This is a genomic window from Ruegeria sp. AF5 (assembly GCF_056541905.1).
Map to the genome: position 1 here is coordinate 560,321 of NZ_JBQFYZ010000001.1, position 26,411 is coordinate 586,731.

At 58.7% G+C, this 26,411-nt stretch carries 21 protein-coding genes and 1 pseudogene; 13 read left to right on the top strand and 9 right to left on the bottom strand.

The window, feature by feature from the left end; genetic code table 11:
• Positions 1 to 29: 29 nt before the first annotated feature.
• A complete protein-coding gene (locus ACR0DS_RS02765; RefSeq protein ID WP_480546113.1) occupies positions 30 to 734 on the top strand; it encodes a lysophospholipid acyltransferase family protein in 705 nt (234 codons plus the stop codon).
• On the opposite strand, the gene ACR0DS_RS02770 is transcribed toward ACR0DS_RS02765, so the two are convergent.
• From ACR0DS_RS02770 to ACR0DS_RS02790, 5 genes are all read right to left on the bottom strand, one after another.
• Complete coding sequence (locus tag ACR0DS_RS02770) at positions 731 to 976, bottom strand: MoaD/ThiS family protein (protein WP_170346142.1); 246 nt, start codon at positions 974 to 976, stop codon at positions 731 to 733. The genes ACR0DS_RS02765 and ACR0DS_RS02770 overlap by 4 nt on opposite strands.
• Complete coding sequence (locus ACR0DS_RS02775) at positions 969 to 3,224, bottom strand: xanthine dehydrogenase family protein molybdopterin-binding subunit (RefSeq protein ID WP_480557718.1); 2,256 nt, start codon at positions 3,222 to 3,224, stop codon at positions 969 to 971. Before ACR0DS_RS02775 ends, ACR0DS_RS02770 begins: the two co-directional genes overlap by 8 nt.
• A complete protein-coding gene (locus tag ACR0DS_RS02780) occupies positions 3,224 to 3,703 on the bottom strand; it encodes a (2Fe-2S)-binding protein (protein ID WP_209597982.1) in 480 nt (159 codons plus the stop codon). Before ACR0DS_RS02780 ends, ACR0DS_RS02775 begins: the two co-directional genes overlap by 1 nt.
• The gene (locus ACR0DS_RS02785; RefSeq protein WP_480557720.1) at positions 3,700 to 4,566 is read right to left on the bottom strand and encodes an FAD binding domain-containing protein; all 867 of its coding nucleotides are present in this window, start codon (positions 4,564 to 4,566) and stop codon (positions 3,700 to 3,702) included. The genes ACR0DS_RS02780 and ACR0DS_RS02785 overlap by 4 nt, the downstream gene beginning before the upstream one ends.
• Before the next feature lie 125 nt (positions 4,567 to 4,691).
• Positions 4,692 to 7,904, bottom strand: coding sequence for a reductive dehalogenase (locus tag ACR0DS_RS02790; protein WP_480557722.1), 3,213 nt, complete (start codon positions 7,902 to 7,904; stop codon positions 4,692 to 4,694).
• A gap of 75 nt (positions 7,905 to 7,979) precedes the next feature.
• Between ACR0DS_RS02790 and ACR0DS_RS02795 the strand changes: the two genes are divergently transcribed.
• Both ACR0DS_RS02795 and ACR0DS_RS02800 read left to right on the top strand, forming a co-directional pair.
• A complete protein-coding gene (locus tag ACR0DS_RS02795) occupies positions 7,980 to 8,882 on the top strand; it encodes a LysR family transcriptional regulator (protein ID WP_480482132.1) in 903 nt (300 codons plus the stop codon).
• Between the two features lie 131 nt (positions 8,883 to 9,013).
• Positions 9,014 to 9,715 (top strand): SDR family oxidoreductase, encoded by a 702-nt coding sequence (locus ACR0DS_RS02800; protein WP_480482134.1) that lies wholly within the window; start codon positions 9,014 to 9,016, stop codon positions 9,713 to 9,715.
• A gap of 2 nt (positions 9,716 to 9,717) precedes the next feature.
• Here ACR0DS_RS02800 and ACR0DS_RS02805 read toward each other — a convergent pair whose 3' ends face one another.
• The 3 genes from ACR0DS_RS02805 to ACR0DS_RS02815 form a co-directional block, all read right to left on the bottom strand.
• Complete coding sequence (locus tag ACR0DS_RS02805) at positions 9,718 to 10,989, bottom strand: NAD(P)/FAD-dependent oxidoreductase (protein WP_480557724.1); 1,272 nt, start codon at positions 10,987 to 10,989, stop codon at positions 9,718 to 9,720.
• Between the two features lie 176 nt (positions 10,990 to 11,165).
• Complete coding sequence (locus ACR0DS_RS02810; protein ID WP_480493665.1) at positions 11,166 to 12,323, bottom strand: acyl-CoA dehydrogenase family protein; 1,158 nt, start codon at positions 12,321 to 12,323, stop codon at positions 11,166 to 11,168.
• Positions 12,324 to 12,465: 142 nt separating this feature from the next.
• Positions 12,466 to 13,029 carry a TetR/AcrR family transcriptional regulator gene (locus ACR0DS_RS02815; RefSeq protein ID WP_480493663.1) on the bottom strand — a complete coding sequence of 188 codons (564 nt, stop codon included), beginning with the start codon at positions 13,027 to 13,029 and terminating at the stop codon, positions 12,466 to 12,468.
• A 303-nt stretch (positions 13,030 to 13,332) separates the two neighbouring features.
• Here ACR0DS_RS02815 and ACR0DS_RS02820 point away from each other — a divergent pair, with 303 nt between their 5' ends.
• Positions 13,333 to 13,797: a nuclear transport factor 2 family protein gene (locus ACR0DS_RS02820; protein ID WP_480475610.1), complete on the top strand. Its 465-nt coding sequence runs from the start codon at positions 13,333 to 13,335 to the stop codon at positions 13,795 to 13,797.
• Between the two features lie 11 nt (positions 13,798 to 13,808).
• Positions 13,809 to 14,429, top strand: coding sequence for a pyridoxamine 5'-phosphate oxidase family protein (locus ACR0DS_RS02825; RefSeq protein ID WP_480557726.1), 621 nt, complete (start codon positions 13,809 to 13,811; stop codon positions 14,427 to 14,429).
• Positions 14,430 to 14,649: 220 nt separating this feature from the next.
• Here the strand turns inward: ACR0DS_RS02825 and ACR0DS_RS02830 are convergent, their stop codons facing one another.
• A complete protein-coding gene (locus tag ACR0DS_RS02830) occupies positions 14,650 to 15,312 on the bottom strand; it encodes a TetR/AcrR family transcriptional regulator (protein WP_480557728.1) in 663 nt (220 codons plus the stop codon).
• Between the two features lie 65 nt (positions 15,313 to 15,377).
• Here ACR0DS_RS02830 and ACR0DS_RS02835 point away from each other — a divergent pair, with 65 nt between their 5' ends.
• The 8 genes and pseudogenes from ACR0DS_RS02835 to ACR0DS_RS02870 all read left to right on the top strand — a co-directional run bounded on the left by ACR0DS_RS02835 (position 15,378) and on the right by ACR0DS_RS02870 (position 26,364).
• Positions 15,378 to 16,694, top strand: coding sequence for a flavin-containing monooxygenase (locus ACR0DS_RS02835; RefSeq protein WP_480487653.1), 1,317 nt, complete (start codon positions 15,378 to 15,380; stop codon positions 16,692 to 16,694).
• Positions 16,691 to 17,593 carry a bile acid:sodium symporter family protein gene (locus ACR0DS_RS02840; RefSeq protein WP_480482148.1) on the top strand — a complete coding sequence of 301 codons (903 nt, stop codon included), beginning with the start codon at positions 16,691 to 16,693 and terminating at the stop codon, positions 17,591 to 17,593. Before ACR0DS_RS02835 ends, ACR0DS_RS02840 begins: the two co-directional genes overlap by 4 nt.
• Positions 17,590 to 18,522, top strand: a complete 933-nt coding sequence (locus ACR0DS_RS02845) for an SDR family oxidoreductase (protein ID WP_480616674.1) — start codon at positions 17,590 to 17,592, stop codon at positions 18,520 to 18,522. Before ACR0DS_RS02840 ends, ACR0DS_RS02845 begins: the two co-directional genes overlap by 4 nt.
• Positions 18,519 to 19,283, top strand: coding sequence for an SDR family NAD(P)-dependent oxidoreductase (locus ACR0DS_RS02850; protein ID WP_480557732.1), 765 nt, complete (start codon positions 18,519 to 18,521; stop codon positions 19,281 to 19,283). Before ACR0DS_RS02845 ends, ACR0DS_RS02850 begins: the two co-directional genes overlap by 4 nt.
• A gap of 79 nt (positions 19,284 to 19,362) precedes the next feature.
• Positions 19,363 to 21,831, top strand: a complete 2,469-nt coding sequence (locus ACR0DS_RS02855) for a heavy metal translocating P-type ATPase (RefSeq protein ID WP_480557734.1) — start codon at positions 19,363 to 19,365, stop codon at positions 21,829 to 21,831.
• Complete coding sequence (gene cueR / locus ACR0DS_RS02860) at positions 21,828 to 22,217, top strand: Cu(I)-responsive transcriptional regulator (RefSeq protein ID WP_480557736.1); 390 nt, start codon at positions 21,828 to 21,830, stop codon at positions 22,215 to 22,217. The genes ACR0DS_RS02855 and cueR overlap by 4 nt, the downstream gene beginning before the upstream one ends.
• 95 nt (positions 22,218 to 22,312) lie before the next feature.
• Positions 22,313 to 23,191: pseudogene (locus ACR0DS_RS02865) on the top strand (NAD(P)-dependent oxidoreductase); the annotation flags it as partial.
• Positions 23,192 to 23,298: 107 nt separating this feature from the next.
• The gene (locus ACR0DS_RS02870; protein ID WP_480557738.1) at positions 23,299 to 26,364 is read left to right on the top strand and encodes an aminotransferase class III-fold pyridoxal phosphate-dependent enzyme; all 3,066 of its coding nucleotides are present in this window, start codon (positions 23,299 to 23,301) and stop codon (positions 26,362 to 26,364) included.
• The last annotated feature ends 47 nt before the right edge of the window (positions 26,365 to 26,411 follow it).

Consider the following 26,411-nt stretch of genomic DNA (forward strand, 5'->3'; position numbering starts at 1 on the left):
CAAGGACCGGTTAGCAGAAGGAACCCGGCGTGAACCTCCGAAAGAAGATTGCAGACAGCGAAGCTGTGCTAAACTGGGTGGCGCGTCGGATTGCAAACTATATTCGGCTGGTACACCGCAATACACGCTGGCAGCGCATCGGCTATGAAGAGCTGGACCAGTTGGCCGAACAGGGTGAGCCGGTCATCGTTGTTCTCTGGCATCAACGGCTGGCGCAGTCGCCCTATTTCTTCCCACTCGACAAGGGGCGCATCTGTTCGATTACATCGTCTGCGCGGGCTGGCAGCATGGTGGGTCGCGTGCAAAAGCTGTTCGGAATGGACACGATTGCCATGTCCAGTCATCAGCGCCACGTGGCGTTATCACGCGAAGTGCTTGGAAAGATGAAACAGGGAATATCCATTGGCATAGCGGCGGACGGACCCCGTGGGCCAGAGCGGGTTTTGTCAACGGTTCCGCTGGTTTGGGCGCGCACATCAGGCAAACGCGTGTTTGGAATTACCTTTTCAGCGAAACATGGGCGCGAAGCAGGAACATGGGATCATCTATTGATGCCCCGCCCATGGGGTAACGGGGGGGTGTTTCTGTGCCGGGAATGGACAGAAACGGTTCCGCGCAAAGCAAGTGAAGACGAAATCGAAACCCTGCGCCAAAGCCTTGAGCAGCATATGAACGATATCACGGCCGAGGCAGACCGAATGGTCGGGCGCGAGCCTTGGTCGCCTGACGCTTAACCGCCCCTCAGCCTTTGCATCAGATAGACTTCACTGCCTTCGGGAATCGGTTCGGTCAGTCCGGTCGCGATCACGCGCCCGTCGACAGCGATAGACACGCCAGCGTCGATGGGCGCCTGAAGCTGCGGATGCGCACGCACGAGCGCGCGCAGCAACTCGCCAGTGGTTTTGGCCTCGACCTCAACCACCTGCTGGCCCCCGGTCAGTGACCGGAGGCCGGACCAGAGGTGAACCTCAACCATTGTCCTTGAGAGCGGCCAGAATGCGTGGCGGCGACATCGGCAACCGCTTCATCCGCACGCCAGCCGCGTTGGACACAGCGTTGGCAATGGCGGCCAGTGGCGGCACGATACCCGTTTCGCCCACACCGCGAACGCCAAACGGGTGGCCCGGATTCGGAACCTCGACGATCACGGTGTCGATCATCGGCAGGTCACTGGCCACCGGGATGCGGTAGTCGAGAAAGATCGAATTCTGCAAGCGACCGTCTTCGCCGTAGATATATTCCTCGTTCAGGGCCCAGCCGATACCTTGCGCGGCACCGCCCTGATACTGGCCTTCGACATAGGTCGGATGGATCGCCTTGCCCGCGTCCTGAATGACCGTATAGCGGGTCACACTGGTCTTACCGGTTTCCGGGTCAACCTCGGCATCGACAATATGGGTACCAAAAGACACGCCGGCCCCTTCGGGGGTTGCCTCGAAATGGCCCGAGATTGGACCACCGGTGCGGCCCATATCAGCGGTGATATCGGCCAGCGGCATCGGATCGAAATCGCCTGCATTCGGGCCTGAGGGCACCGCACAGCCGTTTTCCCATTTCACCGCATCAACCGGGATGCCCCATTTGGCCGCGGCCCGTTCGCACAGTTTCTCGACCGCATGTCTCGCTGCTTTGATCGTCGCCAGCCCTGACGCGTAGGTCACGCGAGAGCCATGGCTTACGTCATTGTAGCCCAGTGTAGCCGTATCGGCGATGGTCACCCGGATGTTTTCATACGGGATGCCCAGAACCTCGGCCGCCATCAGGGCCATCGACGCGCGCGAGCCACCGATATCAGGCGTTCCGACCATCACCTGAGCCGAGCCATCCTCGGACAAGGCAAGCGAAACGCTGGTCTCGCCACCATGGTTAAACCAGAAGCCACAGGAAATACCGCGCCCCTGCCCCGGCTTCAGCGGAGCTGAATAATGAGGATGCGCCTTGGCTGCCTCCAGCGTTTCGACAAGACCGATGCGCTCGTAGGTAGGTCCATAGCTGGCTTTCGTGCCCTCATGCGCGGCGTTCTTCAGGCGCACCTCAACGGGGTCGAGACCCAGCTTGTTGCACAACTCGTCAATCACGGACTCGACTGCAAAGGCGCCCATTGGTGCACCCGGCGCGCGGTACGCTGCCTGCTTTGGGCGGTTGGACATAACGTCATAGCCGATCTGCTTGACGTTGGTCAGGTTGTACGGCGCAAAGGCACACATGGCTGTCATGTCGCCCGGCGCACCGGGAAAGGCCCCGCCCTGCAAGCGGAAAACACCCTGGGCCGCCGAGATCGTGCCGTCTTTCTTCATGCCGATCTTGACGTCCATCGAGGCAGACGAAGTCGGACCAGTGGCCCGGAACACCTCGGACCGGGTCATCACAAGCTTGACCGGGCGATTGGCCTTACGGCTGAGCGCTAGTGCGACGGGTTCGATGAAAACGGTTGTCTTACCGCCAAACCCTCCGCCAATCTCAGACGCAGTGACGCGCAACTGCGAGGTTTCAATTCCCAGAAGCGCGGCACAGGTTTTCTGCGCAATCCAATGCCCTTGTGTCGTGCACCACAACTCACCCTTGCCGTCATTACCCAATATGGCCAGACAGGCGTGCGGTTCGATATAGCCCTGATGCGTCGCTTCGGTGACGAAACTATCTTCGATGATCAGATCAGCTTCGGCAAATCCGGCCTCGACATCGCCGTGACCGCTTTCATGATAGCGGACAACGTTCGGGTGCATTCCTTCCGGCACGGAATAATCCGCCGCCCCTTCGCGGATCACGGGCGCATCCGGTGCCATCGCCTTATCCACATCGGTGACGTGGGGCAGAACTTCGTACTCGACCTCGATCAGCTTAAGCGCGTCACGAGCCGCCAATGCCGAAGTCGCTGCAACCGCTGCAACCGCGTGCCCGTCATATAGCGCTTTCTCACCGGCCATAACGTTTTCCAGAACATTATAAAATTCACCTTCCAGACCGGGTTTGAACGGCACGTCAGCAAAGTCGGCACGCGTTACAACAGCTTTGACATCCTTATGTGCCTCGGCTTTCGACGCGTCGATCTTCACAATCCGCGCATGCGCATGAGGTGAGCGCAGAATCGCGCCATGCAGCATTCCCGGGGCGTAGGCATCCGCACCAAATTTGGCGCGACCTGTCACCTTGTCCAGACCGTCCGGGCGGTTGGGGCGGGTGCCGACAAAAGTGAAATCTGATTTACGATCGTCCAGAGCCATTACGACGCCTCCCGCATCTCAGCCGCCGTATCCATCACGGCGCGAATGATCTTGTCATATCCAGTACAACGGCAGAGGTTGCCTGCCAGCCAATACCGCGTTTCTTCCTCGGTCGGGTTCGGGTTTTTCTCCAGCAGAGACTTGGCCGCCACCAGAATGCCCGGCGTGCAGATGCCGCATTGCAGGGCGGCGTATTCGATCATCTTCTTTTGCAGCGGATGTAGAATATCACCGTCGGCAATGCCTTCGACGGTTTCGATCTGCTTACCCTCGGCCTCCACACCCAGCATCAGGCATGAACAGACCAGGCGGCCATCAACGGTGACCGAGCATGCGCCGCAATCGCCGGTGCCACACCCCTCTTTCGCGCCTGTCAGGTTCAGCTTGTCACGCAGACAATCCAGCAGGGTTTCACGCGGATCACACAGGTATTCGACCGCATCGCCATTCACGGTGGTGGTTACGTGGAGCTTTTTCATGCGTTTTCTCCCTTCGCGCGGGCATAGGCAATTTTCGCGGCGCGCTTGGCCAGAACGCCTGCGACCTCGGTACGGAACGCGATCGTGCCGCGCTTGTCGTCAATCGGGTTACAGGCGACAGAGGCGGCGGCGGCCAGCGCATCCAGGGCCGCATCATCCAGCGTGCTGCCGATAATGGCCTTGGCACAGTCTTCGACCAGCAGAACGGTCGGGGCCACTGCGCCCAGCGAAACGCGGGCCTCGGTGATGGTGTCGCCGTCAAGACGCAGGTTCACACCAACGCCAACCACCGCGATGTCCATTTCGGTGCGGGGGATAAACCGCAGATAGGCATCGCCGCCGTTTTCACCACGCGCAGGGATATTGACCGCCGAGATCAGTTCGCCTTTGGCCAGTGAGGTTTTGCCGGGGCCGGTCGGAATATCCTCGACCGCGACTTCGCGAGTGCCGTCCGGGCCGGTCACGGTGACGGTCGCACCAGCGGCGACCATGGCGGGCACGGAATCAGCCGCAGGTGAGCCGTTACACAGGTTACCAGTCGGTGTTGCGCGCCCCTGCACTTGGGTTGATCCGATCAGGTCCATCGCCTCGACCACACCGGGCCAGTCACGACCTAATTCGGGATGTTCGCTCATTTCGGCACCGGTTGCGGCAATTCCCAACGTCCAGCTGCGATCAGCATTGCGGGTGATGTCGTGTACACCGTTGATTTTCTTGATGTCGATCAGCGTATCAGGCGTCACCAACTCCGAGCGCAGCTGCACCAAAACGTCGGTGCCGCCCGCCAGAAAGCGCGTGATGCCCGTCGCATTTGCGGCCAGAGCCGAAGCCTCGGCAAAGCTGGCGGGGCTGTGATAATCCATAATGCTACCTCGCACCTGTTGGTCAGGGATATCTGGGTTCCGGGCGACGTTAATTCACCACCCACCTGACGTCCATGGGCCGAGCGACCAAATTTCACCGTCCAAAGGTCGCTTTCTGACCATGCTTACAGATCGAGCTCGATCACACCATCCGGCGCCACAGCGCGGCTTTGGCACAGAATCATCGCCCCTTGGCGCTGCTTTTTGGACAGTACGAAATCCCGATGCTCGACCTCGCCCGAAAGGACACCGCATTTGCACACACCACAGATACCATCGGCGCATTTCACATCCACGCGAAAACCCGCCTCGTTCAGAACCTGAGCGGCATCCTTGTCTGCGGGCACAGGCAACGTTTTACCTGAACGCGCGAGTTTCAGGGTAAATGGATGATTTTCGTAGTCCGGGGTTTCCGGGACCGAGAAATACTCAAGATGTCGGGCCTCTTCGGGGAAACCCTGATGTTCCGCGGCCTGCATGACCCCTTCCATGTACCGATCAGGCCCGCATGTATAGACGTGCCATCCCTGCTGATACCCCGACAGGATCGCATCCAGATCAGCGCGCGTGCCTTCATCCGAGAAATGGTAGTGGACGCGGTTCGCCCAGGGCATCCCCGCCAGATCATCCAGATACCCCGCCCCACCCTGCGTGCTGGCCGAGTAGTGCAACTCGAAATCCATGCCCAATGAATGCAGGCGATGAGCAAATGCGATCATCGGGGTTATACCGATACCACCCCCCATCAAAAAGGTTTTGGACGCCCCTTCTTTCAGTTCGAAATGGTTGATCGGTTTCGAGATGAAAACCTTGCGCCCTTCGTTGAAAATTCGGTGCAGCAAGGCCGAGCCACCCCGCCCTTCATCCTCGCGCAAAACACCGATCTGATAAGACCCCCGTTCCGACGGGTCACCAGACATGGAGTATTGGCGCAGGAACTCTGGCGCGACAAGCACATCCAGATGCGCACCTGCGGACCATTCAGGAAGCGGCGCACCGTCAAGGGAGGAAAACTCATACTTGGTGACATCCGAGGTCATCTTGTCGACCTTGGTCACAGCGACCCGCATCACCGGCGCGTCACCTGCGACCTGATAACGATGAATGATCGACATATCCCCCGCAGCTTTACGCGCCTTGTACTCTTCGGCTGTCACCAAGGCCTCATAGGCGGCAATTCCTGCCTCGCGATCCATTGCAAACGGATAGGGCCAGGGGTGCGGGGCCAGATAGGCCGGGTAGACCGCCAATGTCTGATCTTCGTATCTAAGGTACAGATCCTTTTGCAGATCGCGCCGGTTCAAAGGGTGTGTTGTTGGCCGATACGCCCCGTCGGGCTGCAACTCGATATCCCACCACCATTTCTTGGTGTCGTTCAAACCGCCATTGCCAACCGCATCATCCAGCTTGGCCAATGCAGGCGCCGCCGAGGGGATGTTCATCGCGGCCCAACGGAACGGGCGCTCCTTGAAGATACCCTCAAGGTTCCAAGGGCAGGTCTTCATGCACCGCCCGCACATTGCGCCTCCCGGAGTGGTCACGCGGTAGGTCGCGCATTTCTGGCTGTCGGATTTCCAGATTTCATAGCCGTTGAACATCAGCTTTGGCCCAGCCGTGATCGCGCCCGATGGGCATTCGCGCGCGCATTTGTTGCAAGACTCGCAAAAGCTTTGCAGACCGAAATCGATGGGCCTGTCATGCACGATCGGCATATCCGTGGTCACCACGCCTGATTTCAGTCGCGGCCCAAGATAGGGGTTCAGGATCACTTCGCCGATCCGGCTGACTTCGCCCAGACCGGACAGCAACAAAAGCGGAGGTTGCAGAACTTCGCCATCCATCACCGTATGCGCCTTGGCCTTGTAGCCAAGATTGCGGATCTGCTGTGCAATCACGCCACCCAGCAGCGAAAATCGCAGATAGGCGCGCATCGATTGGGCGACGCTGATCCAGTCGTCGCCGCTGGCACCCTCCATCGTTTCATAACCCTGATCGATGATCATGCTGACGGCCTGATCATGGGGCGGCACGATTTCTTCGCCCGTCGCGTCATGGGAATACCAGGCCCATTCCGGGCAGCGGCTGAGACCCACCGCATCGACCCCCAGAAAATAGGTCGCAGCCTTGATGTTTGCTGCGTTGCGTTGTGCGTCAGATGGCTTGGGCGCGTCAGCGCTTTCACCGTCCTGCAACAGTACAAACGCACCCAAAGCACGGCGTTGGGCAAAGCTGGGCGCTGCCTTGCGGACGTAATACCCGCCTTTCGCGGCGTCCTGCAATGGCTTCCCCATGTCGCCGAACTGAGCGCGGGCGAACATGTCGGCGCGCTTGGGAACGCGGGCAACGTTCTCTTCGTCGATATAGGTTGTCGGGGTTTCGACCCGTTTGAGCTTTTCGAAGGGATGGGCCCCGTCCACATAGCGCCGTTTGGCATATGGGTCACGGTTGAGGGCGTTCTTGGCAAAGCCCGTGCCCAACCACCATGCCGGCCCCTGCGTCCGGAACCAGGGCTGATCGGCCATAGGCTTCAGCGGTTTGTCATGGGCGATCGGCATGTCAGTCGTCACGGCGGCCAAACCAAAGCGCTTGCCCAGCCAGGGCACGACAACCTCTCCATCCTCGACCGAAGCCAACCCGGCGGTGACCGCCAGCTTGCCCAAATCAACGTCGGTTGACATCATGCTGTGCGCCCGTGCGTCAAAGCCCAAAAGGCGGATGTAATTGGCGATGACCACCGCATTCTCGGTCGCCAGCAGACAGGCGCGATGGTCCTGCGCGTCGACTATCCAATCAGCGCCGGGTTCGGACGGGTCGGGATCGCGGTTGTGTTCATAAAGAAAGACAATGCTGTGCCGATGGCTGTCGATCGGCTTGGGCGCAGCCTCCATACTGTCTTTCAGATCAGCCATGATGACGTCGATCCCGGATGCCAGCGTTTTGGTCTGACGGGTGCGCAACGCGTGGGCAAGCCGGTCAATATCGGGATTGCGGCGGGCCTCAAGCAACAGGGCGTCAGATGGCAGTGGACCGCACCCCATCATCGACGCATCGTTGAAGTAGCTGAACGCTTTTATGTGGTTGGCCCGTTCCTGCGGGTCCGATGGAATCTCGGACGCAACCGGGTTCACCATTCCGTCGCGGATGGCGTCCATCATCGCCTGAAACTCACCCATCGCATTGACGATGCTGTCAGGGTGTTCCGGTCGGTGGAAACTCAGCTCGGCCAAAGCGGGCACAAGCGACAGATCCGGCATGTCATCTTGCCGGGCCAAACGCTCCAGCGGGTAGCCGCCCATATGAACGGGCCGGTTTCTGTCCGAGAATAAACGGATCCCCATCGAATATCTCCTGTTGATGCCCGTCCCGTACCCCGCCATGGACAGCAAAACCATTCATGATTAATCATAAATGGTATGAGCAAATTCGATTTCATTGACCTCGACGGCAAGGTTCTACGCACTTTTTTGACGATACTCGAGGAAAACTCGGTCTCGAAAGCCGCAGATCGGCTGGGGGTTACGCAATCTGCGATCAGTCATACTCTGGCCAAACTGCGGCAGGTCCTGGGCGACCCGCTGTTTGTTCGCTCAGGTCAGGGTCTGACGCCAACCGAACGCGCCCTGTCCCTGAAAGAGCCTGCGCAAAAGGTACTGGACGGGATGCGCGCGCTGACCGACGGCCGGCCGTTCGATCCTTTGTCGGAACAGATCAACATCCGCATCGCCACCAATGACATGCCACGAGAGCTGATCTTTCCATGGTTGCTGCGTGACACACGCGCCGAAGGCGCGCGCCTGCGGTTGGAATTCATCCCATCGGGTGTGCCCGACCCCGAATTGTTGCGCAGCGACCGGTGCCAGTTGATGCTAACCCCGCTGCCGCCCGACGGACCGGATATTTTCCAGAAAAGACTGATCGAAAGCCCGCTGATGGTGTTCTACGACGCCACGCAACGCACGCCCCCGGACAGCTGGCAGGACTATTGCCACAGCGACCATGTCGAAGTGCGCTTTGCCGATGGCCGAAACGCCCGTGCCGTTATGCGCGGCGTTGATCAAAGCCAGATCAATCCTGCGGTTGTAACCCTGCCGCATTTCAACGCGATCCCGGCCTTTGTGCAGGGCAGCGACCTGATCTCGACAGATACGGCACTGATGAAACAGGGCCCACTTGCCGCGCTGGATTGCGCACCTTTACCCTTCGCCTGTCCCCCTGTGTCCATCTACATGGTCTGGCATCAAAGATCGGCCAATGACCCCGCCCACCGCTGGTTACGCGACCGGATAGAAGCCATCGCAGCGTCCCTTCAGACCTGAGACAGCCGTCAGCTGCGCATAACAAAGGCCAGGTTCGGCTGCGGGACACGGTTACGAGTACTCAACAAAACGGATTGGTCAAACCGCAATTCATTCGCCATCCTGAAACCAAATCAAAACGGAGACGTCAGATGGAGAAAGTAGCACTGATCACAGCAGGCGGCAGCGGCATGGGCGCGGATTCCGCGAGGCGGCTGGCCGCGGACGGTTTCAAGGTCGGGATTCTGTCATCCTCGGGCAAGGGCGAAGCGCTGGCGCATGAGTTGGGAGGCGTCGGTGTAACCGGCTCGAACCAGTCCACGGAGGATCTGCAAAAGCTTGTTGATGCGGCCATGGCCCATTGGGGGCGTATTGACGTTCTGGTCAATTCCGCTGGTCACGGCCCCCGTGCCCCGATCCTTGAGTTGACGGACGAAGATTGGCACACCGGTATGGATGTCTATTTCATGAATGCCGTCCGCCCCTCGCGGCTTGTGACGCCGATCATGCAAGCGCAGGGCGGTGGATCGATCATCAATATCTCAACCTTCGCTGCATTCGAACCTGACCCGGTTTTCCCGACCTCAGGCGTGTTTCGCGCCGGGCTGGCCGCGTTCACCAAACTGTTCTCGGACAAATACGCTGCCGAAAACATCCGCATGAACAACATCCTGCCCGGTTTCATTGACAGCCTGCCCGAAAAAGAAGAATTCCGCGCGCGCATTCCCATGGGGCGCTATGGGCGCAGTTATGACGAGGTCGCCTCGGTCGTTGCCCTGCTGGCATCCGAAGGCGGTGGCTACATCACCGGGCAGAATATCCGGGTTGATGGTGGCATCACCCGCTCGGTCTGAATTCAGATCCGCGCCTTTATCAGATGCGTCAGCGCCGCGCCGGATTCAAAAAAGGCGCGGCGCACGCGCGTCCAGCTTTCGCGATGCTCATGCACCGCAGGAACGGGCAAAAGCGAAAGCTCACCTGCAAGAAGACTTTTGGCCATCATTCGACCGAACACCGTGCCGGGGCCAATACCACGGCCGGAATATCCGTGCGCGGCCAGAGCGTTGGGGCCAATCTGCGTGATTTTCGGGATATGGTCCGAGGTCATGGCAATCCGCCCGTGCCAACCCTGTTCAAACGGCTGATCGGCAAGCTGAGGATAAAGCTCAGCCAGTTTACGTCGGACCCATCCGGTATGCACACTGCGTCCTGCATTCCCCAGATCGCCCATGCCGCCAATGATCATCCGCCCCGCCTGATCCAGCCGGAAGGACGTCATGATCAGCCCGGTATCCCAGCACCCTTCTGCCTGCGGCAGGATGCTGGCGCGCAGATTATGCGACAACGGGGTCGTTGCGTATTGAAAGTAATAAACGGGAACATAGGCAGGCGCAGTATCTGGCAAGCCAAGGTGATAGGCGTTGGTTGCCTGAATGACGGACCTCGCCCGTACGTTCCCGCCCGGTGTCGTCAATACCCATTGCCCACCTTCGTGCCGAAGGGTCTGTACCGGGCTTTGTTCATGGATCTGCGCCCCGGCCTGAGACGCGGCACGCGCCAATCCCATGACATAAGCCAAGGGTTGTATGGTTCCTGCGCGAGGATCGAACAACGCCCCATGGAAGGCATCGCTACCGGTCCGGTCACGGGCCTGATCCACCGATAGCAGTGCTACCGGCGCGCCGGACCCGCTTAGCTGCGCGTGGCGCGTTTGCAGGTTCTTCAGCCCCGAGGCGGAATGCGCGCAATGCAGGGTTCCGTTGCGAATGGGTTCGCATGTGATGCCGTGTTCTTCGATCAGGGAAAATACGTCCGACGGTGCCTTGCCCAGCAGATCGATCAGGCAATCGCCAGCCTCTGCACCGATATGCGCGCGGATGTCATCCGGTGGCAGCCACAGCCCGGCATTGACCAGACCGACATTGCGCCCCGACCCGCCAAATCCGATCTTCTGCGCTTCCAGCAAACAGACCGAAGCGCCGGACCGGGCTGCCGTCAAGGCAGCTGAACACCCGGTATATCCGCCACCTATGATGGCCAGATCAACGCTTGTGTCACTTCTCAGCGGCAGAGCTGTGACTAATTCGGTACATGTGGTCCGCCACAGGGCTTGTTCGGGATCGTTCACGTCAGACCTCTGAGTCTTTTCGGCGGATCATCATACCGCTGCACGTCCTTTGCAAGTGGGCAACTGCGGTCGGGTCAGCAAAGAAAAAACCCCGCAAGCACGGGCCTGCGAGGTCCAAAAGAAGCGAATAGTCCGTCAGGGATGATGACATCAGGCAAGAGGCCGCCCGGATACCTTCAGACGTCGAGCGACCTTGCAATCACCTCTTTCATGACCTCGTTCGTGCCGCCGTAAATCATCTGCACGCGCGCGTCTGCGTAGAGGCGGGCAATCGGATACTCCATCATAAAACCGTAACCGCCGAACAGCTGCAGGCATTCGTGCATGATTTCGTTCTGCACCTCCGAGCCCCAGTATTTGGCCATCGAGGCGGTTGCCGCGTCCAGTTCGCCTGCCTCCAGCTTGCCGATACAGTCATTGACGAAACTGCGCAGAACCTCGGCCTTGGTCTTGCATTCCGCAAGCTTGAAACGTGTGTTCTGGAAATCCATCACCCGCTGACCGAACGCTTTGCGCTCCTGCACGTACTTTACCGTTTCGGCAATGGCAAAATCGATCGAACCCAGCGCCATGATCGCGATATTCAGCCGTTCCCATGGCAGTTGCTTCATCAACTGATAAAACCCATGACCTTCCTCAGCCCCCAGCAGGTTCGTCATCGGAACTTTGACATCTTCGAAAAACAGCTCGGCCGTGTCGTTGCCCTTCATCCCCAGTTTCTTGAGGTTGCGCCCCCTGCGAAACCCCTCGGCCCCTTCGGTTTCGACCACGATCAATGACACACCCCGCGCGCCCTCGGACTTATCAGTCTTGGCAGCCACGATGATCAGATCCGCCGTCTGGCCATTCGTGATGAAGATTTTCGAGCCATTCAGCCGGTAGGAGTTTCCGTCCTTCTCGGCCGTTGTGCGCACAGCCTGAACATCCGAGCCGGTGCTGGGTTCCGTCATGGCAAGTGCACCGACCATTTCGCCCGAAGCCAGTTTGGGCAGCCATTTCCGTTTTTGATCTTCGCTGCCATAAGCGGTAAGATAATGGGTCACGATCGACTGAATACCATAGCCCCAGCCGGCGTCGCCCCGTGCGCCCTGTTCGTACGCGGTGATGGCGTCAAAGCCCATACCACCGCCGACGCCGCCATATTCTTCGGGGATTGCACCAGCCATCAGGCCGGTTTCACCCGCTTTGCGCCAGAAGTCGCGATCAACGGCCCCGTTTTCAACCCAGGTTTCGATATTCGGCGACAGTTCGTCATCCATGAACCGGCCAGCCATATCCGCGAACATGCGGTGTTCGTCGGTGACCCATGCCGCGGTCGAAGTGAAAAGTGACATCAAAGGCTCTCCAAACAGTCTTTCGCAAAAGCCTAACGGTCGGCCCGATTCCCGCCAATCCACGTGACGTGGCGTTCCGACTTCGAACAACGCAACGTTTCTTTGCTAAGTAACTAAAAGAACCTGCTTGTTTTTAAGGAAATTAACTCAGCGCCAATGCCAGCAATTGCTGTGCTGCATCCCTGGCGTCTTCCGCAGGATCACAATTCTTGAGCAAAACCGCGGACACGATTGCCCCTTCCTGCAACAACACGATCTGGCTGGCGAGTTTCTGAGGATCACGCGCACTAGCTTGTTCAGCGACGGACGTGAAATGCTCCAGCAACAGCTGCTTATGTTCGGCAGCCTGCACATGGATCGGATGATCTGTATCCTGATATTCAGCCCCGGCCTTGATGAACATGCAGCCCCGGAACCCATCCTCCTCGAACCATTCCTTCAAGGCATCAAAACTAGCGATGAGTTGCTCGGCCGGTGTTTCTGCCATCTCTTCGATGCGCCGATAGAACCACTCGCGAAAATTCTCATCCCGCAGGCGCAGAGCGGCTACGATCAGGTCTTCCTTGGTGCGGAAATGTTTGTACATCGACGTTTTCGACACGCCCGTTTCCGCCACCAGCTTATCCATGCCGGTCGCGTGAAACCCGTCGCGGTAAAAAACCTTCAGAGCTTTGCTGACAAGTTCATCCCGTTTGTTTGGACGCATGATTCGGCTCCATGGTGTACCGTTCTGTACATATTACCCCGAAACATGAAGTACAACCGGCCTAACACAAATCATTGTTTTCATTAGAATTCATGGCTCGCCTTGAACCGCGCGGAAAATTTTCTGCTTTTCCCCTTGCAAAAGTTAACAGATCGGTACACCTTATTAGAAAGTTAACCGATCAGTACACCAGAGGATTTGACCGATGAAACGTCGCGCCAGCATATTCCCCCCTCAGTACGTTCCATTTCTTCTGACACTGGCCATCCTTGCCGCCTCTCTGACCTGAAAGCCCCCTGCACCATGTCCCGCCCCCCACTTCCCCCCTTCACGTTCGAAACTGCCACACAAAAAGTACGCATGGCCGAAAACGCCTGGAACAGCCGCGATCCCGACCGCGTCACCCCCGCATACACAGATGACAGTCAGTGGCGTAACCGGGCGGAATTTCTGTCAGGACATGGCGAAATTCACGCCTTCCTAAGCCGTAAATGGCACAAGGAGCTGGACTATCGACTGATCAAGGAACTCTGGGCCTTTACCGGTAATCGCATCGCCGTTCGTTACGCTTACGAGTGGCACGACGATAGCGGTCAGTGGTTCCGGTCTTATGGCAACGAGAATTGGGAATTTGCCGAAGACGGGCGCATGTCGCATCGGCATGCCTCGCTGAACGATCACCCCATAGCCGAAAGCGACCGCTTGTTCCATTGGCCATTGGGTGAACGCCCCGATGACCATCTCGGGCTTTCTGATCTGGGTCTTTGAAAGGACATACCGTGCCGCGTGCGTTTTCCGAACTGACCTTCACCCCTACCGTCCGTGCCCATCAGGAGCGGATGGGATCGGCAAAAACCTATGCCAAATTCATTGAAAGTGGCCCGCAACAGGGCCATTTGATCGGCGAGCCGGAAAAACAGTTCATTCAGGCGCGCGACGGGTTTTATCAATCCTCGGTGTCTGAAACAGGCTGGCCTTATGTGCAGTATCGCGGCGGGCCGGTCGGGTTTCTGAAAGTACTGGGGCCGCAAACCATCGGATATGCCGATTTTTCGGGTAACAAACAGTATATCTCGCGCGGGAATCTGGACGGCAACGATCGGGTCGCGATGATCCTGATGGATTATGCCAATCAACGCCGTTTGAAGATCCTGGGGCGTGTCGAATTCACGGAGGGTCAAGCCGCCGCTGCCAGCTTGTATCCAGAAGAGGCCGAAGCCCCTGCAGAGCGGGCGGTGATCATACGTGTTGAGGCGCTTGACTGGAACTGCCCGCGCCACATCACGCCGCGTTTCACCGAAGCCGAACTGCGACCGCATCTGAACTGTTTGGGCCAGCAACTCGCGCAGTTGCAGGCTGAAAATGAAAGGCTGAAACAAGAGCTGTCAAAGCTCTCGTGACGCGTAAGACACCACAGATTTTATTGAGTATAAACAGGGAATAAGCCAATGGTTCGTTCGGTCTTTCAGCTTTCTGCGGCGTGCCTTGCCGGAGCGGCCCTGATCCTTATGATCATGATGTTCGGTTTTTTTGTCTCACCCAGCGCCGTCCGAACGTCACCACCTTCTGTGTTCAGCACCATCCTGTTCAACCATTTGCAGCAATAGCAATGCCGCGCGTTCAACCGCGACTGGCCTGAACCATCGCTTCGATACCGGCTGCACAAAAATCGATCAGGCGTTCCGCCTCCGACACTCCGCCGCCTTGCGACAGGGCCCCGACCCGCCAGCCACTGTTGAGATGCGCCAGCATTGCCGAAACTGAATAGACCTGGCCGCTGGCCAGCAGCGCAGGGTCAACATCCGGATAAAGCGCAGCGATTTCGTCGATAAAAAGCCGGGCGGTCGGGTCGAAACACTCAGCCGCGATATCGCGCCAGCGGGGATCGACCGAGACATGCGCCACGAGGCGCCCATACGCCATCCATCCCGAACCGCCTGTTTCTGCCAGTTCCACATAAGGCCGGATAAAACTGTCCAGAATGCTGCGCAATGTTAGCGGGCCTGCTTTTCTTGCTTTGGCCAGCGCATCGGTTCTGATTTGTGCCAGCTTGCCCGCACGACGTTCGATCGCTCGAAAAAACAGCTCCTCCTTGCTGCCGCCGTGGTGTTGAACAAGGCCAACCTGAACGCCTGCAAGCGCAGCGATATCGCGGATCGACGCGCCTTCGAATCCGCGTTCGGCAAGGACTGTTTCGGCCGCGTCCATGATCCGCGCTTTGGTTTCCAAAGATCGCTTGGACGGTGCCCTTTGTCTTGGCTTTTCTACGTTTTTCAGCGTCATAAAATTCACCTTGCCTTATTTTGGACGTTCGTTCAATTTAAACCTCACGAACTTTGGGAGGGTTCATGACAGAAACGCGCGACACATTCGCCCTGATTGGGGCGGGGCCAATGGGTTTGGCCGCGGCCAAGGTGCTGAAAGAACAGGGAATCGCATTTCAGGGGTTTGAATTGCATTCGGATGTGGGCGGTCTGTGGGACATCGATGCTCCAAGATCAACCATGTACGAGTCGGCGCACCTGATCTCGTCCAAGCGCATGACCGAGTTTACGGATTTCCCCATGGATGACGCGGTTGCCGAGTACCCCTCGCACCGGGCGATGCGCGACTATTTCCGCGCATTTGCGGACCGTTTCGGGTTGCGAGAGGGTTACAAATTCAATGCGGAAGTCACTCAGGTCGCTCCGCTGGGCAATCCGGGTGACGGTTGGCGCGTGTGCTGGCGAGACCAAGATGGCGACCATCAGGCCGAATATGCCGGCGTACTCATTGCGAACGGTACCCTGTCGGAACCGAATGTACCCAGCTTTCCGGGTACATTTGACGGCGAGTTGATCCATGCCTCGCAATATCGGTACCCAAGCCAATTCGACGGCAAGCGTGTGCTGGTCGTGGGCGCAGGCAACTCCGGCTGTGACATCGCCGTCGACGCCATCCACCACGCGAAACGCTGCGATCTGTCGATGCGGCGCGGGTATTATTTCGTCCCGAAATACGTCTTTGGCAAACCCGCTGACACAATAGGTGGAAAGATCCGTCTGCCGATGTGGCTGAAGCGTAAGGTCGACAGCCTGATCCTTGGCTGGTTTGTCGGCGATCCACAGAAATACGGCTTTCCCAAACCGGATTACAAGCTGTACGAAAGCCACCCCGTGGTGAATTCGCTGGTCCTGTATCACGCAGGCCATGGCGATCTGAGCATCCGCCCGGATATCGACCGGCTGGAGGGCCACACCGTGCATTTCAAGGACGGCTCCTGCGACGACTATGACATGATCCTCGCCGCGACCGGATACAAACTGCATTACCCGTTTATCGACAAGGGCCTGCTGAACTGGCAGGGCGACGCCCCGCATCTGTATCTGAACACGATACATCCCGAACGGGACGATCTGTTCGTGCTGGGCATGGTCGAGGCCACGGGCCTGGGCTGGCAGGGCAGGCACGAGCAGGCCGAGATGGTGGCGCGCTACATCAAGGGGCTTCGACACGGCTGCCCCGTGGCAGCCGATCTGCACGCAGAAAAGCAAAAAGGTTATACGCGCGCCACCGGAGGCATGAACTATATCGACCTGCCCCGCATGGCCTATTACGTGGACAAGAATACCTACAGAAAGGCTGTCACCGGCTGGATCGACCGGCTGGGGAAGGCCGCCGCATGAGTGGTATTGACCAGATCACACTGAATTTCAGTCCGGCGTCTCTGACGCTGTTGAATGCTATTCTGGCAATCGTGATGTTCTCGATTGCCATCGACCTTACGCCTCGGGATTTTGACCGTTTAAGGCGCGCACCCAAACCAGTGGTTGTCGGATTGTTTTCACAACTCGTCGTCCTGCCTGCGCTGACCTTTGTGATGGTGTGGATTGCAGCACCGCAACCGTCAATTGCGCTTGGCCTGATCCTTGTCGCGGCCTGCCCAGGGGGCAATATCTCGAACTTCATCACCCACCGCGCGGGCGGGAATGCAGCGCTTTCGGTGTCGATGACAGCCTTCGCCACCATCTGTGCGATCTTCATGACACCTTTCAATATTGCGCTTTGGGGTGGGCTTTACCCACCGACCCGCGCAATCCTGCAACAGACCCAGATCGACCCAATGCAGATCGCAATCCTGGTCGGTCTGATGCTGATCCTGCCGCTGGTTCTGGGAATTACGCTGAATCAACGCCTCCCCGCCTTGACGGCACGGTTGCGCGCACCGCTGCAACTTCTGTCGATGGGTATCTTTGCTGGGTTTATCGTACTTGCTCTGGCTGCCAACTGGGGGTTTTTCCTTGGGTTTGCCGGGGCTGTTGCCGGGCTTGTAATCCTTCACAATGCCCTGGCGCTGGGGGGCGGTTGGGTTGTGGCCACTCTGACCGGGCTGTCCCCCTTCGATCGCCGCGCCATCACCATTGAGACCGGCATTCAGAACTCCGGGCTTGGGCTCGTCCTGATCTTTGCATTCTTCAACGGTCTTGGCGGCATGGCCGTGGTCGCTGCATTCTGGGGAGTATGGCACGCTATTTCGGGCCTGGCTTTGGCTTCGGTCATGGCACGAACCGAGGCCGCGCGATGACCCGCATCCTGATTACCGGCGCTGCCGGGATGGTCGGGCAAGCGCTGTTGCCCGAACTTGTTGGGCACGAGGTCTTTGCAACCGATCTGAAACGCCCGGATAACCTGCCGGAAGACGCCTCATTTTTGTCCATGGATGTTACAACCGACGCTCCTGCACGTGCGATTGCCAAGGTGAATCCGGATGTGATTGTGCATTTGGCTTCAGTCGTAACGCCGCCGCCAAAGATGGGGCGCGCCGCAGCCTATGCTGTCGATGTCGAAGGCACGCGAAAAGTGGTGAATGCCGCCATCGCAAACGGGGTGCGCAGATTGGTCGTCACATCTTCCGGTGCCGCTTATGGCTATCATGCAGACAATCCTGTGCCGTTGCGCGAAGGCGATCCATTGCGCGGCAACCCCGAGTTTCCTTATTCAGATCACAAGCGTCAGGTCGAAGAGATTTTGGCCGAAGCCCGCAGCACCGCCCCCGATCTTGAGCAGGTTGTCCTGCGTGTGGGTACGGTTCTGGGAGCCGGAACCGAGAACCAGATCACCGCCCTGTTTCGAAAGCCCCGGTTGCTGGCGGTGTCCGGCAGCGAAAGCCCGTTTGTCTTTATCTGGACCCGGGACCTGGCACGCATCCTTCAGCGCGCAGCAACCGACGGACCAGCCGGGATTTACAACGTCGCCGGTGACGGCACGATGGGTGTGAACGACTTGGCGCGCGCCATGGGAAAACCGGTTCTGCGCCTCCCCCCCTGGGTGCTGAAAGCGGCCCTAGCCTTGGCTCGCCCACTGGGTTTATCTCGCTATGGGCCGGAACAGGTACGGTTCCTTCAATATCGGCCAGTTCTGGATAATTCCGCCCTGAAATCTGAATTCGGCTATACGCCCGAAAAATCCAGCGCCGAGGTTTTTGCGCTGTGGCAACGGCAGGCCGGGTTATGAAAACCGCGGTCATCTCTGGCGGTGCGGGCGGTTTGGGACAGGCTCTAAGCCGTGCACTGCAAGCCCGTGGGTGGCGGGTGGTGCTGTTGGATCTTGATGTGTCCGGTCTGCAAACAGAACCGAACCAACTGCCAATTGCCTGTGATCTGACTGACCCCGAACAGCTTGCCAACGCAGCTCAAAGGGCGATCACGTCAAGCGACAGCATTGATCTGGTCATCTACAACGCCGGGGTTACGCAAATTCGGGGGTTTGACCAGTCCGACACGGCCAGTCACCGTGCACTGTTTGATATCAACTATTTTGCAGCCATTGAGATGGCTCGCGTATTTTTGCAGCCTCTCCGCGCGTCAAAGGGAACACATCTGGCGATCTCGTCGGTGGCTGGTTTCGCTCCGCTCTGCCATCGCACGGCTTATGCAGCCTCAAAACACGCGCTTGAGGGTTTTTTCAAATCGCTTCGATCCGAAGAAAAGCCACATGGCGTTCAGGTTCAGATTGCAGCGCCGTCTTTTGTGGCCACCAACCCCGGCAACGCAATGGAGCAACCCGATGGAACCGCGCGTCCCGGATCGGCCAAGGACGGAATGGACGAAATGAGCCCCGAGAGTGCCGCCATGGCAATCCTGCGCGGACTGGACAAATCGCAGCCCATGATCCCGGTCGGTCGCGTTGCACACATATCGTGGTGGCTCAACCGTCTGTCACCACGCCTGTATCAGCGCTTAATGGAGAACAACATGCGCGGGCCGGGATCGTAGAATTTTGCCGCGACCCCCTTGACCTTCCCGTCACTGGAACCCCCATCTGGAGGGCAGAAAACCACGTGGGATGAGTCGCATGGCGCAAAAAGCACTGACAGAACTGAAAGTCACCGGCATGGGATGCGCGTCCTGTGTGGGCCGTGTCGAGGCTGCGCTGCGTAATGTATCTGGTGTTGATGCGGCCTCGGTCAATTTCGCGACCAAGACGGCGCAGGTGGAATTTGACGGGCCGGTTTCGGCCCTGACATCGGCGCTGGATGCAGCCGGCTATCCGGCTGAAACAAGTCAAGCGGATCTGAGCATCGAGGGCATGAGCTGCGCATCCTGCGTTGGTAAGATCGAGCGTGCGTTGGCATCCACCGCTGGCGTAATTGAAGCACAGGTCAATCTGGCAACTCGGACGGCTACGGTGACTTACGCCACAGCTGCAACGACGCCCGAGGCGCTGGCTCAGGTTGTTACCGGAATTGGATACCCCGCGCGTATCCAAGGCGTTGCGGAACCAGAAAGCCGGGAAGACGATGAAATTCAGCGGCTGGTCCGTTCCACAATACTGGCAGCAGCACTGGCCCTGCCCGTATTCATTCTTGAGATGGGCGGGCACATGATCCCCGCCTTCCACCGTTGGATACAGGCGACCATTGGAACGCAGACGAGCCATTTGATTCAGTTTGCCCTGACCTCGGCTTTGCTGATCGGACCGGGCCGTGTGTTTTACCGCAAAGGTATCCCGTCGCTGTTGCAGGGCACGCCGGACATGAACGCGTTGGTAGCGCTTGGGACCGGCGCGGCTTATCTGTATTCGGTCACGGCCACATTCGCGCCCGGCCTGCTGCCGCAAGGTACAGCCAATGTCTATTTCGAAGCGGCCGCGGTGATCGTGGTTCTGATCCTTCTCGGCCGGTTGATGGAGGCGCGCGCCAAAGGCAAAACAGGTGCTGCGATCCGAAAACTGGTGGGTTTGCAACCAAAAACCGCGCGGGTCGAACTGGATGGACAGATACAGGACCGGCCAATCGCCGAAATTGTTGTCGGAGATATCCTGCACATCCGCCCCGGCGAGCGTGTACCGGTGGATGCCGAAGTGCTTGAAGGCACCTCTTACGTCGATGAAAGCATGATCACGGGCGAACCAGTGCCTGTTGGCAAGTCGGCAGGCGCGCCTGTTGTCGGCGGCACCGTGAATGGCACCGGCGCTTTACGGGTAAGCGCTACCCGCGTCGGCGGCGACACGGCTCTGGCACAGATCATTCGAATGGTGCAGCAGGCGCAGGGCGCGAAGCTGCCGATCCAGGGGTTGGTGGATCGGATTACCTATCGCTTTGTTCCTGCGGTCATCGCTGTTGCGGTGATCACCGTCGCGCTCTGGCTGATCTTCGGCCCCAGCCCGGCCCTTCCCCTGGCGCTTGTCGCAGGTGTTTCAGTTCTGATCATCGCCTGCCCCTGCGCTATGGGGTTGGCGACCCCAACCTCGATCATGGTGGGCACCGGGCGTGCGGCAGAACTCGGGGTTTTGTTCCGCAAGGGGGATGCGTTGCAACAGCTTCAGCAGGCGCGCGTCATTGCGTTGGACAAGACCGGAACCCTGACGCTGGGGCGCCCCGAACTGGACAGCGTGACTACGGCAAAGGGGTTTGACCGGGAGGAGGTTCTGCGGCTGACCGCTGCCCTTGAGGCACGGTCGGAACACCCGATCGCATCCGCCATCACCCGCGCGGGGCCCGCGACACTGCCAGAGGTATCGGATGTCCGTTCGCTTACCGGGCTTGGCCTGCAAGGGTTGGTTGAAGGCCGCGACGTGTTGATCGGGTCGCACCGGTTGATGCAGCAGCGTGGGATCACCCTTGGAGCCCTGGCGGATGAGGCAGAAGCCCGTGCCGCACAGGGAGCAACCCCTCTGTTCGTCGCTCTGGATGGGCAGGCAGCGGCCACTTTGTCCGTTTCCGACCCGATCAAACCCGGCACAGTGGAAGCGCTGGAACGGTTGCACCAGATGGGTTTGACCGTGGCCATGATCACGGGTGACAACGCACGCACGGCGCGGGCTCTGGCCGACCGGCTGGGGATTGATCATGTCACTGCCGAGGTACTGCCTGATGGCAAGGTAGACGCAATCACGGCCTTACGGGACCGGTTCGGAGTGCTGGCCTTTGTCGGTGACGGGATCAACGACGCCCCCGCTCTGGCGGCGGCTGATATCGGCATCGCCATCGGAACCGGCACGGATGTGGCCATCGAAACAGCCGACGTTGTCCTCATGTCCGGTGATTTGCGGGGCGTCGCGAATGCGACCGAGATCAGCCGCCGGACAATGAGGAATATTCGCCAGAATTTGGGCTGGGCCTTCGGATACAATGTCCTTCTGATACCGGTGGCTGCCGGTGCGCTGTACCCGTTTGGCGGCTATCTTCTGTCCCCAGCACTGGCAGCTGGTGCAATGGCACTGTCGAGCGTTTTTGTGGTCTCGAATGCGCTGCGCCTGCGCCGTATTCGCGCTAGCGTGCCGGAAACCTCAGGTACGGCCACCAAAGAGGTGCGCGCATGAATATCGGAGATGTTTCCACGCGCACCGGCCTGCCCGCCAAGACGATCCGGTATTATGAGGACATCAACCTGATCAAACCAATGCGCGACGACAATGGCTATCGCCGGTTTCGCGACCAGGACGTGCACAAGCTGAACTTTCTGGGCCGCGCCCGGGCGCTTGGGTTCACCATCGAGGATTGCCGGACCCTGCTGGCACTCTACGAAGATGAAACCCGTGCCAGTGCCGACGTGAAACAGGTTGCACGCGATCATCTTGTTCAGATTGAAACCAAGATCGCTGACCTGAACGCCATGCGCGATACGCTGAGCCATCTGATCGAGGCCTGCGCGGGGGACGACCGGCCCGATTGCCCAATCCTGCGAGATCTGGGCGGGAAAGGCTGACTTGGGGTTGCCCTTTGGGCGCAGCTTTGCTTTGTCTTCGCCAGAGATTTCGGTCAGGCCTGTTTCGCTAAAGCCGACCGAACAGCGGAGAGGATCACAAAATGGCAAAAGTCGCGTTCCTTGGCCTTGGTGTCATGGGCTATCCCATGGCCGGACATCTGCAAGCCGCAGGCCATGACGTCACCGTTTACAACCGCACGACCACCAAGGCCGAGGCCTGGGTCGCGCAGCATGGCGGCGCGATGGCGACCACTCCGGAAGACGCCGTCACGGGTGCTGAGTTTGTCATGGCCTGCGTCGGTAATGACGACGACCTTCGCGCGGTTTGCACCGGCGAGGGCGGCGCGTTTCAGGGCATGTCCGACGGGGCCATTTTTGTCGACCACACGACAGTTTCGGCAAAGGTCACGCGCGAACTTTATGCGGCTGGCCAATCTGAGGGTATCGCTTTTGTGGATGCCCCCGTTTCGGGCGGTCAGGCGGGTGCTGAAAACGGCGTTCTCTCGATAATGTGTGGCGGTGATCAGGCAGCTTATGATGCAGCTGAGCCGGTGATGAATGTCTATTCCAAAATCTGCCGTCGACTCGGAGCCAGCGGCGCGGGCCAGATGACCAAGATGTGCAACCAGATCGCGATTGCCGGTCTGGTTCAGGGTCTCAGCGAAGCTTTGCACTTTGCCGAAAAAGCGGGCCTGGACGGGAAGGCCGTTGTTGAGGTGATCAGCCAGGGTGCGGCTGGCAGCTGGCAGATGTCAAACCGGTATGAAACCATGCTGAATGATCAGTTCGAACATGGCTTTGCTGTCGACTGGATGCGCAAGGATCTGGGGATTTGTCTGGATACGGCCAATGAAACCGGCGCGTCTCTGCCGGTGACCGCTCTGGTCGATCAGTTCTACAAGGACGTGCAGAAACTGGGCGGCGGGCGGTGGGATACCTCATCGCTGTTCAAACGTTTGCGTGCCTTGGATTGAGGGGTCGGGGGGCTGTCTGCCCCCTCTTGTCCCTTTGGGCCAATTCACCCCCGAGGATATTTTCGGCCAGATGAAGAGGATCCCGGATGAGCGGGACGGAGAAAGACATGAGCGACTTGGTGAACTTCTGGGCGGACGCGCTGCGCCAAAACTGGGGGCTGGACGCACGGTTGACCCGGCTGGATGGCGAATATGATCTGAACTTTCTGGCGCAGGCCACAAATGGCCAGGACTATGTGCTGAAAGTCATGCGCGCGGGGTGCGATGCGGGTCTGGTAGATCTTCAGATCGAGGCACTTGCGCATATCGCCTCGGAAGCTCCCGGGTTGCCGTTTCCAAAGGTGTTCCCGGCGTTGAACGGCGCAATGTTGCCGGAACTTTCCGATTCCGAAGGGAAATCGCGGCTGGTGTGGTTGCAGGAACGCCTGCCCGGGCTTTGCTATGCACAAGCGAACCCGAAATCCGAAGAGCTGATCCTGAAATTGGGTCGTGTTGTGGGCGCAACAGATCGCGCGCTGGAGGGGTTTCAGCATGAAGCTTTGCACCGCCCAGATTTCAAATGGGACCTGACGCAAGCGAGTTGGATCAATGACAAGCTGGGCGCCATCAGCGATCCCGCGCGTCGGGCGTTGCTTCGGGATATCTGCAACGAATTCACGGCGATCACGGATAGGCTTGAGGGCCTGCCGAAACAGGCCATTCACAACGACGCCAATGATTATAACGTTCTGGTTGAAGGCGAATTGGGCGAGCGGAGGCGGGTTTCCGGCCTGATTGATCTGGGTGACATGTGTGCAGCACCGCGCGTCTGTGACCTTGCAATCGCCGGGGCCTATGTGGTGCTAGATCATGCCAGACCCGAGCGGGCATTAACTGCTCTCATACGGGGGTACCATGCCGCAAACCGACTGCAAGCCGAGGAGATCGACCTGATCTGGCCTCTGCTGCGGATGCGACTGGCAGTATCTGTCCTCAACTCGACCCTGATGGCGGTCGAAAACCCGGACGATCCATATGTGACAATCTCGCAGGCACCTGCGTGGCGGTTTCTTGAGAATGCATCCGTCAACGGCGGACTGATGTCTGCGCGTCTTCGGGCAGCGTGCGGGCTGCCGGTCGTGGACGGCGCAGAACGCATCCATGCGTATCTGCAAGAACATCGCGGCCGGTTTTCCCAACTGTTCGGTCAGGACCTAAGCGATGTTCCTATGGGGTCGTTGTCGGTTGAAAATTGTGTGTGGCCCCAGAACCCTTTCCACATGCCATTGGCCGAGGCCGCACATGTTGGTGAAGAATACGGCGAAGGGCTGTGGCTGGGCTATTACAACGAACCCCGCCTGATTTATGCCGAGCCAGGATTTCGCAAAGGGCCATGGAAAGCCTCGGACCGGCGAACAGTGCATCTGGCGGTGGATGTGTTTGCACCCGCAGGGACGGTGCTGCACGCACCAATGAGCGGGCGGGTCGAAGTGGTCGAGAACCGAGATCATCACCTCGATTACGGTGCGGTGATAATCCTGCACCATGGAACGCCCGAGGGCGATCCGTTCTATACACTCTACGGTCATCTGGACCCGGAATGCTGTGACCGGTTGAAACCCGGTGATCCGGTGGCACAAGGGGCAGCGTTTGCCCGATTGGGCGACGCCAGCCAGAATGGCGGATGGGCCCCGCATGTGCATTTCCAGCTGGCGCTGACAACCAATGGCATGGAAGCGGATTGGCCCGGTGTCGGCGACCCGGATGAGATGGAGCTATGGCACGCAGTTTGCCCGAACCCGGCGGCCTTGCTGAACCTGCCGGATGACAAGGTGTTCTACCAACCCACCGACAAGCAGGCGATCCTGCAAGGCCGCCGCGATCACTTTGGTGGCAACCTGTCGCTGACTTATGATGACCCTGTCATGCTGGTACGCGGGTGGAAACATCACCTGTTTGACGAATGGGGCCGCCCCTATCTGGACGCCTATAACAACGTCCCTCATGTGGGTCATGCGCATCCCCGTATTCAGGCAGTGGCGGCGGATCAGTTGAAGCGGATGAACTCAAATACCCGCTACCTGCATCCGGCACAGACAGCTTTTGCTGACAAGATCCTGTCCAAACTGCCCGATCACTTCGAGGTCTGCTTCTTCGTCAATTCCGGAACTGAAGCCAACGAACTGGCCCTGCGGCTTGCCCGTGCCCATACCGGGGCCAAGGGGATCGTGACACCAGACCATGGCTATCACGGCAATACGAATGCGGCTGTGGCGATATCGGCTTACAAGTTCAACAAACCGGGCGGCATCGGGAAAGCCGACTGGGTTGAACTGGTTGAAGTTGCAGACGACTATCGCGGTTCGTTCAAGCGTGACGATGCGGATCGGGCGCAGAAATTTGCTGATCTTGTGGACCCGGCCATTGCTGCCTTGCAGGACCGGGGTCAGGGTCTGGCCGGGTTCATCGCCGAAACTTTCCCGTCTGTCGGTGGACAAATCATTCCGCCCAAAGGTTACCTGCCTGCGGTTTATGAAAAAATCCGTGCCGCCGGGGGTGTCTGCATAGCAGATGAGGTACAGACCGGTCTGGGTCGCCTGGGTGAGTATTACTTTGGATTTGAACATCAGGGCGCGCTTCCTGATATTGTGGTGATGGGTAAACCCATTGGTAACGGGCACCCTCTGGGTGTGCTGGTGACGACGCGGGCGATTGCCGACAGCTTCAATAACGGGATCGAATTCTTCTCGACCTTTGGCGGATCGACGCTGTCTTGCCGGATCGGCAAGGAAGTATTGGACATCGTCGATGATGAAGGCCTGCAGGACAATGCGCGTCAGATGGGTGACCGCCTGAAAATCGGGCTGCGCCAGATCGAAGCCGACTTTGGTTGCGTTGGCGATGTACGGGGCATGGGACTGTTTCTGGGTGTTGAGCTGATCAATCCCGACGGAACCGAAGGAACCGAGATTTGCAGCTATGTCAAAAATCGGATGCGTGATCACCGAATTCTGATCGGCAGTGAGGGACCAAAGGACAACATCCTGAAAATCCGCCCACCGCTGACGATTGAGGCCGAGGATGTGGACATGATCCTGTGGGCGCTAAGGGACGTGCTGTCCGAGGTCGGTGACTTCTCTCCTGCTCCGGTTTGCGGTCACGACCATCACCACGCGGGATGCGGGTGCTGCTGAAGGATTGACCCCGGCGCTTTGCCGGGGTTTGACCGTCCTGCAAGCAC